Source organism: Streptomyces longispororuber, assembly GCF_024448165.1.
In the GTDB taxonomy this organism is placed as follows: domain Bacteria; phylum Actinomycetota; class Actinomycetes; order Streptomycetales; family Streptomycetaceae; genus Streptomyces; species Streptomyces longispororuber_A.
In genome coordinates this window covers 16,908-31,675 of the sequence record NZ_JAMOLN010000055.1, presented here as the reverse complement: position 1 = coordinate 31,675, position 14,768 = coordinate 16,908, and the positions used below count along the sequence as shown (strand labels likewise).

Here is a 14,768-nt window from a genome sequence, read left to right as displayed (position 1 = left end):
CGCTAGCCGTCGAACTGGCATATGCCTCCATAGATTACCCGGCGAGCGTGGACCGTGCGGGGCTTCCGTCCCGATCCGAAGGTCAGAGCGCGGTGAGTTCGGCGCGGCCCTCGGTGATCTCGGAGGCGACCTCCGCGATCTTCCGCTGATGGGAGCGGGCGTAACTGCGCAGGCGGGCGAAGGCCTCGTCCAGCGGGACGCCGAACCGGACCGACAGCATCCCCTTGGCCTGCTCGATGACGACCCGGCTGGTCAGCGCGTGCTGCAGCTGTGCGGCCAGGGCGCGACCGTGCTCCACCTCCCGCAGCAGGAACAGCGCGTCGGCCGTCATCCCCGTGTGCGAGCGGACCATCGTCAGAGCCCGCTCGTCCAGGGACAGTCCCGGGCCGCTGACCAGGATGAGCGCACCGACCGGGGCGCCTGCACCGGACAGCGGCAGCGCCGTGACCCGACCCACTCCCAGCGCCCTGGCCCGCGGCACCCAGCGGGGCCAGCGCACCCGGGCCGGCGTGCCCGTCACGTCCAGGTCGACGAGCGGACGGTCCGCGATGCGTGCCTCGGGTCCCGGGCCCTCGTTCCACGCCGCGGCATCGGCCGTCAGCGCCCGGACCGCGCTGCTGGTCCCCTCCGCCAGGACCGCGCCGCCACTCCGTGGCACGTAGTGCACGGCCGCGTCGGGGACACCTGCCAGCTGCCGGACGCTTTCCACGAACGTGGCCAGCACTCTCGTCACGTCGTGCGGCTCACGATCCGCTTCGCCTATCAACCGCGCAGCCGCAGAAGCGAGTTCCACATCCAACAACATCACGACAACCCCTCGAACCATCCCGCGGGCGCACCCGTCATCCCGGGCCGGAGCCGCAGGCCGACTCCCCACCGTCATCATGACGACCACAGGCCCCGTCGCGCCGCCCGCAAAACGACGGGCCGACGGTCAACTGTCCGCAAAACGCACAGGTCTGCAGACGTTCGCCCGTCGTCGGCCCGTCACCAGCCGGTCAGCAGCAGGTGGTTGACGGCCAAGGCCACCACGGCCTGCGCGGCGAGCCATCCTCGCGGCCCGGGCAGGAACGCCCCGGCGGCCAGCAGCCACAGGGCGAAGGGCAGCCAGATGCGTTCCGTCTCCGCCTTGCTCATGCCGGACAGGTCGGCGAGGAGCAGGGCCAGCAGTGCGCCAAGGACCAGGACGGCGAGGCGGATCCGGGGTTCGGCGAGGCGCGCGCGGAGTCCGGCGCGCGGCAGCAGTTCCGCCCCGGCGCGGCGCAGACCCGCCACCGTCGCCGGTCCCGCGATCAGGACCGTACAGGCGAGATTGGCCCACGCCCAGTACCAGTAGGGCCGGATACCGCCCGCGCCCTGGTAGTAGCGGGTGACCAACAGGCGGTAGGCCTCCCACCAGTTGAAACCGAGGAGAGTGAACAGCGCGGGGACGACGAGCAGCCCGCCGAGCAGCGGCAACGCCAGCCGCACCGGTCGCTCGCGGACGCGCCGGTGGCCGATGAGCAGCACCGCCCCCGCGATGACGGCGAACAGCGTGAGGCCGTAGCTGAGATAGCAGGTCAGACCGAACAGGAGACCGGCGCCCGCCGCCCACCACGGGGAGCGCCCGGTGACGGCCAGGGCGAGCAGGGCCACGGCCCAGGCGGCGACGGCCGCGAAGTACGCGTCGGCCGACGCCCCCATCCACACCGCGGCCGGGGCGAGGACCAGGAACGGCGCCGCACGCCGCGCCAACTCCTCCGAGGCGAGCGCCCGTACGGCGATCAGGACCGCCACGCAGGCGCTCGCGCCGGTGACCACGCACCACGTGCCCGCCCATCCGCCGCCGCCGAGCCCGGCCCGGTCGAGGAGGACGAAGGTGAGCGGGGCGGCCGGCGGGTGGCCCGCGGTGTGGGCGGGCCAGTGGTCGGGGGAGTCGATGAGGATGTGGTGCGTGTAGTCCCGCAAGGTCGCGGGGATGTCCTGGAAGCGGTCGATGACCTGCAAGTACTCGTACTTGGTGGTGAGCCGGCGGGCGACGCCCCGGTGCCAGCCGTCGATGAGGGCGAGGGAGAGGATCCAGACGGTCGCCGTCGCCCAGGACACGGCGAGCAGGGTCCGCCGGCGCAGCCGCGCGGCGAGGGCAGGACCGTACGCCACGACAGCCGCCGCCACCACGAGTGCGGCCGGAGTGCCGGGGCCGACGTGCGGCAGCCAGTTGGCGTACAGCGGCGGCCAGCCGACGTGCAGGGTGTGGGCGGTGCCCTCGACGTGCCGGCCGACCAGCACGGCGGCCACCACGAGGACGGCGCCGGCCGATGCGGCGCACACGTCCCGGCGGCTGCCGCCGGTGTCCGGCGCGGGACGGGACGAGCGCAGGGGGCGGGCGGAGCGGCTGGTGCGGATCACAGGGGAACGCTAGGCCGAGGAAGGACGCGGACCCGGCCGTCCGGGCCGGACGTCAGCGTTTCGTCATGAGTCGCGCACCCTTTTGCCGGGGGTCGCCGTCCTACCGTCACAGCATGCGCGACTCCCTCCGTCTGCCCACCTCGCCCGGACTCTGGCGCAGCCCGCTGCGCGGCACCCGGTTCACGTCGGTGCTCGGCCTCGTCCTGCTCGTCGGCATCGTCGTCGTGTTCGTGACGGGGCTGCTCTCGTACGCGGCGTACAACCCGGACCTCGCACCGGTGAACGACAAGACTCCCGGCAAGGGGCTGCTCGGCTTCTACCTGTTCTCCTGGCCCACCGACCCGTACTGGCTGTACCGGCTCACCCAGGGCGTGCACGTCACGCTCGGCATCACCCTGATCCCGGTGCTGCTCGCCAAGCTGTGGTCGGTGGTGCCGAAGCTGTTCGAGCTGCCGCCGGTGCGCTCCGTCGCCCACGGTCTGGAGCGGCTCTCGCTCGTCCTGCTCGTCGGCGGTGGACTGTTCGAGTTCACGACGGGCGTGCTCAACGTCCAGCTCGACTACCTCTTCCCCGGCTCCTTCTATCCGCTGCACTTCTACGGGGCGTGGGTGTTCTTCGCCGCGTTCTTCGCGCACGCGGCGCTGAAGGTGCCGACCGCACTGCGCACCGTCCGCCGCATGCGGGCGGGCGAACAGGCCGACGGGGGCGAGGAGTCGACGCCGCCGGACCCGGATCCGCCGACCGTCTCCCGGCGCGGTGCGCTGGGGTTCGTCGCCGGGGGATCACTGCTGCTGTTCGCCACGACCGCCGGGCGCAGCTTCGACGGACTGCGGGGTACGGCCCTGCTCGCCCCGCACGGCGGCGCGGAACCGGGCAGCGGGCCGAACGGCTTCCAGATCAACAAGACAGCGGCGTACGCGGGCATCCGCACCGCCGACACCGCCGCCGACAGCTGGCGCCTGACGGTGACGGGACGCGGCGGCACGGTCCGGCTCAGCCACGCGGAACTGGACGGACTCGCCCGGCACAGTGCCGATCTGCCGATCGCCTGCGTCGAGGGCTGGTCGACGTCCGACCAGCGGTGGCGCGGGGTGCGGCTGCGCGACCTCGCGGCGCTGGTCGGCCACGACGGTGACCCGCCGGACGTGCTCGTCGAGTCCCTGCAGACGCACGGCGCGTTCCGCCACGCGGCGCTGCGCGCCAACCAGGTCGCCGATCCGCGCTCCCTGCTCGCGCTGTACGTCAACGGCGCACGGCTGTCCCCTGACCACGGTTACCCGGCGCGGATCATCGTGCCCGCCGCGCCCGGTGTGCTGAACACCAAGTGGGTGGCCCGGCTGACGTTCGGAAGGCCCTGACCATGGATCGCAGAAACCTCCTGCGGGACCCACGCGCCGCACTCCACCGCATCCGGGTGCCGCGCGTGCTCCGGCTCCCGCTCGGCAGCCCTCTTCAAGTCGCCCTGCTGATCTGTTCGTTCGCGCTCGCCGCCTATGCGGGCGTGCGGCTCCTCGACGGTGACTGGCTCGGGGTGACGGTGTGGATCGCGGGGGCGGCGCTGCTGCACGACCTCGTGCTGGTGCCCCTGTACTCGGCCGCCGACCGGGCACTGCTCGCGGCGGCGGGCGCGATGGGACAGCGGGCGCGGGTGGGGTACGTGCGGGTCCCGGCGGCCCTGTCCCTCCTGCTGCTGCTCGTCTGGTTCCCGCTGATCAGCGGGATGACGGACACGCGCTACCGCTCGGCGACCGGAGTGCCGCCGGACGCCTTCCTGCCCCACTGGCTGCTGATCACCGCGGCCCTGTTCGGCGGCTCCGCGCTGTTGCTCGCGGGTTCGGTGCTGCGGGAACGCAGGACGACGAAGCGGCGGCGGCCGTCGCCGTGACGAGCGGGTCCTGAGCGTGTTCCATGAACCGTGGCGGACCTGCGCACGGTCCTGGCCGAGGCGGCTGTGCTGCGGGAGCCCGTCGGGCATCGCGGTGCCGCGCTACGGCTGCTCGGCGCCCTCGCGTTCACCGGCGCTGACCAGGCCGGTCTCGTAGGCGACGATGACGGCCTGGACGCGGTCGCGCAGGGCGAGTTTGGCGAGGATGCGTGCGACGTGGGTCTTCACGGTGGCCTCGGCCAGGTGCAGCCGGGCGGCCAGTTCGGCGTTGCTCAGGCCGCGGGCCAGCAGGCCGAGGACCTCCAGTTCGCGTGGGGTGAGCGAGGCGAGGTCGCGGTGGAGCGCGGCGGTGTCGGCGCCGTTCCGGGTGAACCGCTGGACGAGGCGACGGGTGATGGTGGGCGCCAGCAGGGCGTCACCGGCGCGGACCGTGCGGACGGCCGCGGTCAGATGCTCGGGCGTGACGTCCTTGAGGAGGAATCCGCTGGCTCCCGCGGACAGGGCCGCGTAGACGTACCGGTCGAGGTCGAAGGTGGTCAGGATGATGACGCGCGGCGGGTCCGCGGCGTCCGTGAGGATGCGCCGGGTGGCTTCCAGGCCGTCCATCTCGGGCATCCGCACGTCCATCAGGACCACGTCGGGGCGGGTGCGGCGGACCGCGTCGACCGCTTCCGCCCCGTTCGTCGCCTCGGCGACGACGTCGATGCCGTCGGCACCGAGGATCATCCGGAATCCGGTGCGGACCAGGGTCTGGTCGTCGGCGAGGAGCACCCGCAGGGGCTCGGTCACGGTGTCTCCAGGGGGATGAGGGCTTCCACACGGTAGCCGCCGGTCAGGCGTCGGCCGGTGTGCAGGGTTCCGTCGTAGACGCCGAGGCGTTCGCGCAGCCCGATCAGACCCCGGCCCCCTCCGGTGCCCGCGCCCGGCCGGCCGCCGGTGTCGGTGACTTCCACCCGCAGGCGCCGGGTGCCGTAGTCCACGGTGACGGCCGCGTCGGCGCCGACCGCGTGCTTCACCGTGTTGGTCAGGGCCTCCTGGACCACGCGGTAGGCGGCGAGTTCGAGGCCGGGCGGGAGCGGCCGGGGCGGTCCCGTCACGGTCAGGGCGACCTTCAGTCCGGTGGCCCGGACCCGGCCGATCAGCGACTCCAGCTGGTCGAGGCCGGGTTGCGGGGCCAGATCCGCGACGGGGCCGGCCGTGCTCGCCCCGTCGTCCGCTCCCGCGTCGCGTGTGTCGTCGTCGGGCAGGGTGAGCAGTCCCATGACGTGGCGCAGTTCGGTCATCGCGGCCCGGCCGCCCGCCTCGACGGCGAGCAGCGCCTCGCCGGCCTGCTCGGGAGAACTCTTCATGATCTTGCGGGCGGCGCCGGCCTGGATGACCATCACGCTGACGTTGTGCGTGACGACGTCGTGCAGTTCGCGGGCGATCCGGGCCCGTTCGTGCTCGACGGCCCGGCGCAGCGCCGCCGCCTGTTCGCGTTCCAGGGCGGAGAGCCGGGTGCGGCCCTCGTCGGTCCGCAGCTTCCACGTGCGCAGGCCCACGGCGGCCAAGGCCATCGGGACCAGGATCAGCAGCGCGATGTACTCGTTGGGCACGATCGGCGTCACCGAGTTCCCGGCGGTCCCGACCAGCAGCACCGACACCGACAGCGCCGTCAGCGCCGCCACCCGGTACGGGCTGTGGACGGCGGCACTGTAGACGGCGATGACGAACGCGTAGAAGGTCAGCCGCATGACGCTCTGCGGCGTCGCCAGGGTCGCGGCCGTCACGACGCCCAGCACGGCGAGCGGATAGCGGCGGCGCAGCGCCAGGGCGCCGGAGGAGACGGCCGCGAGGGCCGTCATCGAGGCGAGGCCGCCGGGCCCGGACGGGCGTGGCACGACGACCGCCACGCCGGGGGCGATCTCCCGCACGACGACGTTGCCCGCGTTGTCGATGCCGTAGTAGACCGTGACGACGGCGAGGACCAGCGCCACCAGGACGTCGAACTGCCAGGCCCGCCGGGTGGGTCGCAGCGGCGGACCGCTCGGCGTCCGGGCGTCACGGACCGTCCGGATCGCGGCCTTCCGCAGCGGCTCCAGCGTCGTACGTACGTTCATCACCGGCTCATTGTCGTCGCCGTGCGCACCCGGGGGAGTCCGTCTCGGTGGTCATTCCGGGCGCCGCGGATACCCCGCTCGCCTACATCGCAGGGATGACGTGGGCGCGGGTCGTTCCAGCGCGGTACGGCAAGGGGTCCGGGCGGGCGACGCGGTCCGGCCGGGCCCGCTCCTAGCGTTCGGGCAGCCAACCGCCCGTATCCGAGGAGCCCTTCATGACCATGCCGGTGATCGAACTGCGCGGGGTGAGCCGCCGCTACGACGACGGTCCGCCCGCCCTGGACGACGTGTCGCTCACCGTGGAACCCGGCGAGGCCGTCGCGATCCTCGGCCCGTCGGGCAGCGGCAAGTCCACGCTGCTCAACCTGATCGCGGGCCTGGACCGGCCCGACGCGGGCACCGTCACCGTCGACGGGGTGCGGGTGGAGCGGCTGGGCGAGGCCGGATCGGCCCGGTACCGGCGGTCGAAGATCGGCATGGTCTTCCAGTTCTTCAACCTGCTCGACGACCTGACCGTCACCGACAACGTCGTGCTGCCCGCGCGTCTGGCCGGCACGGGCCGCCGCGTCGCGGACCGGCGGGCCGCGGAACTCCTGGAGGGCCTCGGCGTCGCCCGGCACGCCCGGACCCGCCCGGGCCGGCTGTCCGGCGGCGAGCGGCAACGTGTCGCGGTGGCCCGGGCGTTGATGAACCGCCCGCCGCTGCTCCTGGCCGACGAGCCGACCGGCGCACTGGACACGGCCGCCGGCCAGGACGTCAGCAGGCTGCTCACGGAACTCAACGCGCAGGGCCAGACCGTCGTCGTGGTCACCCACGACCTGGCGCTGGCCCGGTCCTGCACGAACCGTACGGTCCGGCTCGGCGACGGCCGGATCACCGAGGACGTCCGGGTGCCGGTCCTCGCCCCGGAGGCCGCCCGATGAGCACGCTCGGCACGGTGGTGCGCGCGGGGGTCGGCCGACGCCGGGTGCAGACGCTGGTGATCGGGCTCGCCACGATGATGGCGGTGGCCGCGTCGGTCCTGGGCGGAACGCTGATGGTGATCTCCGGAGCCCCCTTCGAGGACGCCTTCCGCAAGCAGCACGGCGCCCACCTGTCCGTCCGGTTCGACGCGAGCCGGGTGACCGCCGCCGAGCTCGCGAAGTCCGCGGCCGCCGACGGGGTCAGCGGCGCGGCCGGGCCGTTCCGCACGGCGACGGTCGTTCCCCGGCCGGACGAGGCGGGTCCTGGCTGGCCGATGACCGTGGCCGGCAGGTCCGGCCCCGGTCACGGCGTGGACGCGGTGGCGCTGCTCGACGGCCGGTGGCCGGCCCGGTCCGGCGAGATCGTGGTGTCCGCCGACTCCGCCCTCATCCCGACCCTGGGCAGGAAGCTCGCCTTTTCGCAGCCGCCCGGCGGGCCGACGCTGACGGTCGTGGGCGTCGCCCGCTCGGTCACACGGACCGCCGACGCCTGGGTGCTGCCCGCGCAACTGCCGGCACTCACCGCGCCGGGCGACGGCGGCTACCAGATGCTCTACCGCTTCACGGACGCTGACACCCCGGCGCAGGTCACCGCGGGCGGCCGGGCCGTGACCGCCTCGCTGGAGCGGGGTGCCGCCGTCGGCCGGCAGTCCTGGCTCACCGTCAAGAAGAACGCCGAGCGGGACACCGCCCTCTACGTCCCGTTCCTCATCGCGTTCGGCGCCCTCGGCCTCGTCATGTCGGTGCTCATCGTCGGCAACATCGTCGCGTCGGCTGTGGGCACGGCCACCCGCCGCATCGGCGTACTCAAAGCCGTCGGCTTCACCCCGGCCCAGGTCGTGCGCGCCTACCTGGGCCAGGCGCTGATCCCCGCCGCCGTCGGCGCGGCCCTCGGCCTCCTCGCCGGGCACCTGCTCGCCGTCCCCGTACTGGCCGAGGCCGAGGAGGCGTACGGATCGTCGTCCCTGGCCGTCGCCCCCTGGGTGGACCTGACGGTGCTCGCGGGGATGCTCGGTCTGGTGGCGGTGACGGCCTGGACCAGTGCGCTGCGGGCCGGCCGGCTGCGGACGGTCGACGCGCTCGCCGTCGGGCGCACCGCGCAGGCAGGGCGCGGCCGTTGGGCGGGCAGGATCGCCGGACGGCTGCCGCTGCCGCGGCCGGTCGCCCTCGGACTGACCCGGCCGCTTGCACGGCCCGGCCGCGCGCTCGCCATGGGCACCGCGATCCTGTTCGGCACCGTCGCCGTCACGTTCACCGTCGGCATGGGCGCCTCCCTCGGGCAGGTGATGAAGGCCAAGGCCCACGACGCGGCGGACGTCGTCGTGCCCGCGCCCGTGCCCGACTTCGGACCGCCCGGCCACGTCCCCGGGAAGAAGCGGCCGAAGACCGATCCCGCCGCGGTCGCCGCGGCCGTCGAGGACACCGCGGGAACGGGCAGGTACTACCGCGCGTCGACGGTACGGGCCACGATGTCCGGCGTGACCGGTACGGTCGACGTGGTCGCCTTCACCGGCGACGCCTCCTGGGGCGGCTACGCGATGGTCGCGGGACGCTGGTTCCACGGCCCCGGCGAGGCCGTGGTCCCCACCCCGTTCCTCGCCGCCACCGGCACCCGCATCGGCGACACCATCACCCTCGACGGCATGGCCGAACCGGTCACGGCCCGCATCGTCGGCGAGGTCCTCGACCCCCGCAACGAAGGCATGCAGGTCTTCACCGACGCCGCCACCCTCACGGCCGCGCACCCTGATCTGACGGACACCAGCCATCACGTCGCCGTGACCGCGGGCACCGACATCACCGGCTACGTCACCACGCTGAACAAGGAGTTGGCGCCCCTGGGAGCCACCGCACGGGCCGGCAGTCCCGACGGCGGCAGCGACATGGTCGCCACGCTCAACGCGCTGTCCGCGATCCTCACCCTGATGCTCGTCGCCGTCGCCGCGCTCGGCGTGCTCAACGGCGTCCTGCTCGACACCCGCGACCGCGTCCGGGAGATCGGCGTCCACAAGGCCCTCGGCATGACCCCGCGCCAGACCGTCGCCATGGTGCTCACCTCCGTCGTGGTGACCGGACTCGCCGGCGGAGCCCTGGGCGTACCGCTCGGCATCGCCCTGCACGGCCGGATCCTCCCGGCGATGGCCGACGGCGTGGGGCTGCGCCTGCCCGATTCCGTCCTGTCCGTCTACCACGGTCCCGAACTGCTGCCGCTCGCACTCGGCGGCCTGCTCATCGCCACGCTGGGCGCCCTCCTGCCGGCCGGCTGGGCCGCCGGGGCCCGCACCGCCACGGCTCTGCGCACCGAGTGACGCCGCGCAACCGAAGCCGCGGGGACCGGACTTGCGATCCGCCGGGCAGACCAAGGGGCGGCGTGCTCTACTCACGGTCATGCCGCTGCTCCTGCTGGACCTCGACAACACCCTGGTCGACCGCGACACCGCGTTCTGCGACGCCGTCGCCGAGTTCCTGGCCGCGTACGACCTGCCGCGGTCCGAACTCACGTGGATCAGGGGCCTCGACGAGGGCGGCTACGCCCCTCGCGCGCAGGTCGCCGCGGCGATGAACCGCCGGTACGGCCCCGCGGTGCCCGCCACCGCCGTCCAGTCCTTGCTGGACGGCGGTGGCGACGACCGGGTCACGGTGGCGGAGTCGACGCGCGAGGCGCTGGAGAAGGCCCACGCCGCCGGGTGGGTGAGCGTGATCGTCACCAACGGCACGACCGCGCAGCAGGAGTCGAAGATCCGCATCACCGGCCTCGACCGCCTCGTCCGGGCCTGGGTGGTCTCCGAAGCGGTGGGCCACAAGAAGCCCGAGCCCGAGATCTTCCACGCCGCGGCACGGGCGGCGGGACAGCCCCTCACGGGTGCGTGGATGGTCGGAGACTCCGCGCACGCCGACATCGCCGGCGCCAACGCCCTCGGCCTGCTCAGCGTATGGGTGTCGAACGGGCGCATCTGGACCGAGGAGAGCCACCGCCCCACGCACGTCGCGGCCCACGTGGGCGCAGCGGTCGAGCACGTCGTCGGCACGCTGTCGGCGTAGGGCGGGCTCCGGGGGCGATCGCGCCAGCGAATCCGGGGCTCACATCCGGGAGCGCAGGACGTCCACCTCACAGCCGGGCGCCGCCGGGTCGAAGCCGTGCTCGACCAGCCAGCGGACGATCAGCAGGCTGCGCAACGACCACCACGCGCGGATCACGTCGAGGTCGACGGCGGCGCCGTAGCCCGCGAGGAGGTCGTCGAGGTGTTCCTCGTGGCCGAGCGTCAGGGTCGCGAGGTCGAACAGGGCGTCTCCACGGCCCGCTTCGGACCAGTCGATGATGCCGGTGACCTCGTCGCCGTCGACGAACACGTGGGCGATCTGCAGGTCGCCGTGCGTGAACACCGGCGTCCAGGGACGCAGCGCGGACCCGGCGATCTCGCGGTTGCGCGTGACCAGGTCGGCGGGCAGGACGCCGTTCTCGACGAGCCACGCGCACTCGCCGTCGAGATCCGCCGTCAACCGGCCGACGCCGGGCCCGGACCAGGGCGGCAGTGGCGCGTCGTGCACCTTACGGACGGCGGCGCCCGCCGCGGCCCACGCCGCCGACGACGCGGTCGTCGGCTCGCCGAGACGGCCGAGCGGCGTCCCCGGGACCGCGGCGATCGCGAGCACGGGCGGCCTGCGCCACAGGACCCGCGGAGTCGGGACCGGCGCCAGGGCCATCGCCTCGACCTCGACGTCCGTGCGCGCCTGATCCGCGTCCACCTTCAGGAACACGTCCCCGACCCGCAGCGTCGCGCGCTCGGAATGGGCGACGACGACCTCGACCTCATCCATGGGGACCAGTATCCCGGGGCAACAACGCCCGCCGGGGGTACTGCAGGAATACTGCGGGGCATGGAACTGCGTGGGGACAACGTCCTGTTGCGGCCCGTGACGGCGGACGACGGAAAGATCCTGCACGGGATCGTGCGGGAGCCGGAGGTCGCGGCGTGGTGGTCGCCGCCGGACGACTTCGACAAGATGCTCGCCGTCGTCCACGAGGGCGAGGTCATCGGAGCGGTCCAGTACGACGAGGAGGCCGATCCCGAGTTCCGGCGGGCCGGGATCGACATCTTCCTGTCGGCGCGCCACCACGGCAGGGGACTCGGCACCGACGTCGTACGAACTCTCGCCCGGTGGCTGGTACATGAGCGCGGCCACCACCGGCTGACCATCGATCCCGCGGCGGCGAACACCGCGGCGATCCGCAGCTACGGCAAGGTCGGCTTCAAGCCCGTGGGGATCATGCGGGCGTACTGGCTCGACCACCGGACGGGTCGCTGGGAGGACGGCCTGCTGATGGACCTGCTCGCGGCGGAACTCACCTGACCCGACCGGACCCGACCTGACCTGACCTGACCGATCGGCCGACGACCTTCGCGAATCGCAGCAGGAAGCCGCCTCACTGGCCCACACTTTTCCCTACGTGAGAACGCACGGACGGCGGGGGTGAACGACCATGGCGGACGGATCGCGGATCCTGCTGGTCGACGACCACGAAGACACACTCGTGGCCCTGGAGGCGGCCCTCGCACCGCTCGGGCACGCCGTGGAACGGGCCGGCAGCGGCACCTGCGCGCTCAAGGCGGTGCTGAAGGGCGGGGTGGGTCTGATCGTCATGGACCTGCGCATGCCCGTGCTCAGCGGGATGGAAGTGGCGCGCTATCTGCGGCGGTTGGACCAGACGTGCCACATCCCGATCTTCCTGGTCACGGGGATGCGGTTGGACGACGACCTGACGGCGGAGGCGCTGGAGGTCGGCGTCGCCGACATCGTGAGCAAGCCGATCGACCTCAACGCCCTGCGGGTCAAGGCCAACTACGTGATGTGCAGGGGCGGGCAGACCGCCGGGCCGCGCTGAGGGCTCCATATCCCTCTTGTCGCGAACCTTCGGGAAAACCCAGAAGGTCGCGCCAGTGGCGGATTGTCAGCCCTAACATCCCCTCACGCGCACACGTCCCTGGGGAGGCGGCATGGTGTGGTTTCGCCCCGCACAGCACGTCCAGTTGAAGGTCACCGGTTCGGAGAAGCTCGCCGTCGTCCATGTGGCAGGTGAGTTGGACGTCGCGTCCGTGCCCGCCGTGGACCGGGAGGTGCAGCAGCTGATGACCGAGGCGGACGCCGTGGCGCTGGACCTGAGCCGCGTCACCTTCTGCGGGGTGGCCGCGGTGAACTGGCTGACGGACCTGCTCTGCCGGCCGGCCACCGCGGGGCGGGTGCGCGTCGAGCGTGCCCACAGCGAGGTCGTACGGATGCTCCGGCTTCCCGGCGAGCCGACCACCCTTCAGATCGCCCAGAACTGCCTGACGGCCGTCGGGATCCCGGACCGCCGTGACGACATCGCCTACCTCGACGAGCTGCTGAGCACGGCCCTGCGGATCAGCGGCACCGGCAAGGGCAACGCCCAGCTGTACGTACCCGAGCGCCGCGCCCTGGTCATCGCGGCCCAGCACGGCCTCCACCGGCCCTTCCTGAGCTACTTCGAGGCGGTTCCGGACGACGACGAGCAGACGAGCTGCGGCACCGCCGCGGGGGACCGCGCAGCCGTCTTCGTGGAGGAGGTGGCGACGTCGCCCATTTTCTGGGGCACGCCGTCGCTGGACGTGCTGGACGAGGAGCACGTGGCCGCCGTCGCCTCCGTGCCGATCACGGCTCCGGGCGGCCGGCTGATGGGAGTCGTGTCCGTGCACGCGGCGAGCCCGCGGCGCTGGAGCCTGGAGCAGCGCCGGGCCCTGTCCAGCCTGGCCCGGGCCAACCAGTCGTCGCCGCGCCCCCGCAAAGCCCTCGTCTGACATCCGGTTGACCCGCGACTACGCGGTCTTGACCGCTCCGCCGTCGATGAGGTGGTCGGTGCCGGTCGTCGCTGCGGCGCGGGGCGAGGCGAGGTAGGTGACGAGGGCCGCGACCTCCTCCGGTTCGACGAGCCGGTCGATGAGCATGCCCATCTGCGTGGGCAGCGCGGCCAGCAGGTCGGCGTGGGGGATGCCCAGCGTCGCGGCGAGTTCGGCGCCGTAGCCGGTCGGGCTCTCCCACATCGCGGTGCGGACCGGCCCCGGCGAGACGGTGTTCACACGCACGCCCCGCGACCCGAACTCCTCGGCCAGCGCCTTGCCGAAGGCGGTGACCGCGGCCTTGGCCGTCGTGTAGGCGACCGGCCCGCCGTGCGGTACGCGTGCACCCATGGACGACACGTTGACGACCGCGCCGCGTGCGGCCAGCAGTGCGGGGAGGGCGGCGCGCGTGACGCGGACGGTGGCGAGGAAGTTCAGGTCCATCACCTGCGACCACTGGGCGTCGGTGAGGTCGAGGAAGCCGCCGCTCAGTCCGCCGTCGCCGCCGCCGACGTTGTTGACGAGGACGTCGATCCCGCCCAGCGCCGTCACGGCTTCGGCGACCAGGCGCTGGGCTCCGGCCGGGTCGGCGAGGTCGACCTTGACGGGTACGACGCCGAACGCTTCCAGCTCCGGGGTGACGGTGCGGGCGGCGGCGACGACGCGTACGCCCTCGGCGGTCAGCGCGCGGACGACCGCAAGACCGATCCCGCGGCCGGCACCCGTGACGAGGGCGGTCTTGCCGTTCAGGTGCAGGTCCATGAGTTCCTCCGTAAAGAACTGCGTCTCGGTTGATGCAATGAAAGTAGAACGTGCGACAGGGCTGTTGCAAGTAGGTCTTGAATGGCGACAACCTTGTTATCGATGGCGGGAGTTGTCAGCGGCCGGGCGTACGGTCGCCGCATGACTGATCATCAGTGGGCGGGTGTGCGACGGCGGATCGAGGCGACGGGTGCCCGGTCCGGCGCTGCGGTGTTCGGGGCGGCGCAGCACGGATGGGTGCTCGAGAAGCCGCTCTCCGAAGGGGAGTTGGGTGAACTCGAAGCCCAGATCGGCGTGCGGCTGCCGGAGGAGTACCGGACCTTCCTGCTGCACGTCGGCGCGGGCGGCGCGGGCCCCGCGCACGGCCTCTTCCCGGTGCGCCGCATCCAGGAACGCTGGCGATGGGAAGGGGATGGCGCGGACATGACCGACCTGTCCCGACTGGCCGAGCCGTTCCCCGATCACGGGCCCGACCCCGAACTGCTCGACGCCCTGCTGTCCGAGCGTCCCGAGGAGGAGGACTTCGACGTCATCGAGGACTTCGACGACGCCATCGAGGCGTGGGACGAGCGCTGGGACGCGGTGATGTTCGCCCCGGAGCGCACCGTCGGCGCCGTCACCATCTGTCATCTGGGCTGCGCCCAGCGGGAGTTGCTCGTCATCAGTGGCCGGCACCGCGGTACGGTCTGGTCCGACCGCCGCGTGGACGACGTCGATCTCGAACCGCTCCTCGACGACGACGGCCGACCCCTGACGTTCGCCCGCTGGTACACCGGCTGGCTGCGTGACGCGGCCGAGCGACCCTGAGAAGATCAAT

General features: G+C 72.9%; 15 protein-coding genes. 9 read left to right on the top strand and 6 right to left on the bottom strand.

Annotation, left to right across the window (positions count from 1 at the left end):
- Positions 1 to 82: 82 nt before the first annotated feature.
- Together M4J07_RS48260 and M4J07_RS17805 are read right to left on the bottom strand one after the other, a co-directional pair.
- The gene (locus M4J07_RS48260; protein WP_255973013.1) at positions 83 to 733 is read right to left on the bottom strand and encodes a GAF and ANTAR domain-containing protein; all 651 of its coding nucleotides are present in this window, start codon (positions 731 to 733) and stop codon (positions 83 to 85) included.
- Between the two features lie 254 nt (positions 734 to 987).
- Positions 988 to 2,385 carry a hypothetical protein gene (locus tag M4J07_RS17805; RefSeq protein ID WP_374215054.1) on the bottom strand — a complete coding sequence of 466 codons (1,398 nt, stop codon included), beginning with the start codon at positions 2,383 to 2,385 and terminating at the stop codon, positions 988 to 990.
- A 116-nt stretch (positions 2,386 to 2,501) separates the two neighbouring features.
- Here M4J07_RS17805 and M4J07_RS17800 point away from each other — a divergent pair, with 116 nt between their 5' ends.
- Together M4J07_RS17800 and M4J07_RS17795 are read left to right on the top strand one after the other, a co-directional pair.
- Positions 2,502 to 3,746 carry a molybdopterin-dependent oxidoreductase gene (locus M4J07_RS17800; protein WP_255973011.1) on the top strand — a complete coding sequence of 415 codons (1,245 nt, stop codon included), beginning with the start codon at positions 2,502 to 2,504 and terminating at the stop codon, positions 3,744 to 3,746.
- 2 nt (positions 3,747 to 3,748) lie between these two features.
- The gene (locus M4J07_RS17795; RefSeq protein ID WP_255973010.1) at positions 3,749 to 4,273 is read left to right on the top strand and encodes a hypothetical protein; all 525 of its coding nucleotides are present in this window, start codon (positions 3,749 to 3,751) and stop codon (positions 4,271 to 4,273) included.
- Between the two features lie 102 nt (positions 4,274 to 4,375).
- On the opposite strand, the gene M4J07_RS17790 is transcribed toward M4J07_RS17795, so the two are convergent.
- Together M4J07_RS17790 and M4J07_RS17785 are read right to left on the bottom strand one after the other, a co-directional pair.
- Positions 4,376 to 5,062 (bottom strand): response regulator, encoded by a 687-nt coding sequence (locus M4J07_RS17790; RefSeq protein ID WP_255973008.1) that lies wholly within the window; start codon positions 5,060 to 5,062, stop codon positions 4,376 to 4,378.
- A complete protein-coding gene (locus tag M4J07_RS17785; protein ID WP_255973006.1) occupies positions 5,059 to 6,372 on the bottom strand; it encodes a sensor histidine kinase in 1,314 nt (437 codons plus the stop codon). Before M4J07_RS17785 ends, M4J07_RS17790 begins: the two co-directional genes overlap by 4 nt.
- Before the next feature lie 215 nt (positions 6,373 to 6,587).
- Here M4J07_RS17785 and M4J07_RS17780 point away from each other — a divergent pair, with 215 nt between their 5' ends.
- From M4J07_RS17780 to M4J07_RS17770, 3 genes are all read left to right on the top strand, one after another.
- Positions 6,588 to 7,295, top strand: a complete 708-nt coding sequence (locus M4J07_RS17780) for an ABC transporter ATP-binding protein (RefSeq protein ID WP_255973005.1) — start codon at positions 6,588 to 6,590, stop codon at positions 7,293 to 7,295.
- Positions 7,292 to 9,643, top strand: a complete 2,352-nt coding sequence (locus tag M4J07_RS17775; protein ID WP_255973004.1) for an ABC transporter permease — start codon at positions 7,292 to 7,294, stop codon at positions 9,641 to 9,643. Before M4J07_RS17780 ends, M4J07_RS17775 begins: the two co-directional genes overlap by 4 nt.
- Positions 9,644 to 9,722: 79 nt before the next feature.
- Complete coding sequence (locus tag M4J07_RS17770) at positions 9,723 to 10,376, top strand: HAD family hydrolase (protein WP_255973003.1); 654 nt, start codon at positions 9,723 to 9,725, stop codon at positions 10,374 to 10,376.
- Between the two features lie 39 nt (positions 10,377 to 10,415).
- Here M4J07_RS17770 and M4J07_RS17765 read toward each other — a convergent pair whose 3' ends face one another.
- Positions 10,416 to 11,153 carry a phosphotransferase family protein gene (locus M4J07_RS17765; RefSeq protein WP_255973001.1) on the bottom strand — a complete coding sequence of 246 codons (738 nt, stop codon included), beginning with the start codon at positions 11,151 to 11,153 and terminating at the stop codon, positions 10,416 to 10,418.
- 60 nt (positions 11,154 to 11,213) lie between these two features.
- Between M4J07_RS17765 and aac(6') the strand changes: the two genes are divergently transcribed.
- The 3 genes from aac(6') to M4J07_RS17750 all read left to right on the top strand — a co-directional run bounded on the left by aac(6') (position 11,214) and on the right by M4J07_RS17750 (position 13,150).
- A complete protein-coding gene (gene aac(6'), locus M4J07_RS17760) occupies positions 11,214 to 11,687 on the top strand; it encodes an aminoglycoside 6'-N-acetyltransferase (RefSeq protein WP_255972999.1) in 474 nt (157 codons plus the stop codon).
- 130 nt (positions 11,688 to 11,817) lie between these two features.
- Positions 11,818 to 12,219, top strand: coding sequence for a response regulator (locus tag M4J07_RS17755; RefSeq protein ID WP_255972998.1), 402 nt, complete (start codon positions 11,818 to 11,820; stop codon positions 12,217 to 12,219).
- Between the two features lie 112 nt (positions 12,220 to 12,331).
- Positions 12,332 to 13,150, top strand: coding sequence for an STAS domain-containing protein (locus tag M4J07_RS17750; RefSeq protein ID WP_255972996.1), 819 nt, complete (start codon positions 12,332 to 12,334; stop codon positions 13,148 to 13,150).
- An 18-nt stretch (positions 13,151 to 13,168) separates the two neighbouring features.
- Here M4J07_RS17750 and M4J07_RS17745 read toward each other — a convergent pair whose 3' ends face one another.
- Entirely contained in the window at positions 13,169 to 13,951 is a 783-nt protein-coding gene (locus M4J07_RS17745) for an SDR family NAD(P)-dependent oxidoreductase (RefSeq protein WP_255972994.1), read from the bottom strand.
- A gap of 141 nt (positions 13,952 to 14,092) precedes the next feature.
- On the opposite strand from M4J07_RS17745, the gene M4J07_RS17740 reads away from it, so the two are divergent.
- On the top strand, positions 14,093 to 14,758 hold the full coding sequence (locus tag M4J07_RS17740) for an SMI1/KNR4 family protein (protein ID WP_255972992.1): 666 nt from the start codon (positions 14,093 to 14,095) through the stop codon (positions 14,756 to 14,758).
- Positions 14,759 to 14,768 lie beyond the last annotated feature (10 nt).

What these genes read in the sequence shown, in the direction of transcription:
- M4J07_RS17800 (WP_255973011.1), top strand. Translation starts at nt 2,502, where the DNA reads ATGCGCGACTCCCTCCGTCTGCCCACCTCGCCCGGACTCTGGCGCAGC.
- M4J07_RS17770 (WP_255973003.1), top strand. Translation starts at nt 9,723, where the DNA reads ATGCCGCTGCTCCTGCTGGACCTCGACAACACCCTGGTCGACCGCGAC.
- M4J07_RS17795 (WP_255973010.1), top strand. Translation starts at nt 3,749, where the DNA reads ATGGATCGCAGAAACCTCCTGCGGGACCCACGCGCCGCACTCCACCGC.
- M4J07_RS17745 (WP_255972994.1), bottom strand. Translation starts at nt 13,951, where the DNA reads ATGGACCTGCACCTGAACGGCAAGACCGCCCTCGTCACGGGTGCCGGC.
- M4J07_RS17765 (WP_255973001.1), bottom strand. Translation starts at nt 11,153, where the DNA reads ATGGATGAGGTCGAGGTCGTCGTCGCCCATTCCGAGCGCGCGACGCTG.
- M4J07_RS17780 (WP_255973005.1), top strand. Translation starts at nt 6,588, where the DNA reads ATGACCATGCCGGTGATCGAACTGCGCGGGGTGAGCCGCCGCTACGAC.
- M4J07_RS17740 (WP_255972992.1), top strand. Translation starts at nt 14,093, where the DNA reads ATGACTGATCATCAGTGGGCGGGTGTGCGACGGCGGATCGAGGCGACG.
- M4J07_RS17785 (WP_255973006.1), bottom strand. Translation starts at nt 6,372, where the DNA reads ATGAACGTACGTACGACGCTGGAGCCGCTGCGGAAGGCCGCGATCCGG.
- M4J07_RS17750 (WP_255972996.1), top strand. Translation starts at nt 12,332, where the DNA reads ATGGTGTGGTTTCGCCCCGCACAGCACGTCCAGTTGAAGGTCACCGGT.
- M4J07_RS17775 (WP_255973004.1), top strand. Translation starts at nt 7,292, where the DNA reads ATGAGCACGCTCGGCACGGTGGTGCGCGCGGGGGTCGGCCGACGCCGG.
- M4J07_RS17755 (WP_255972998.1), top strand. Translation starts at nt 11,818, where the DNA reads ATGGCGGACGGATCGCGGATCCTGCTGGTCGACGACCACGAAGACACA.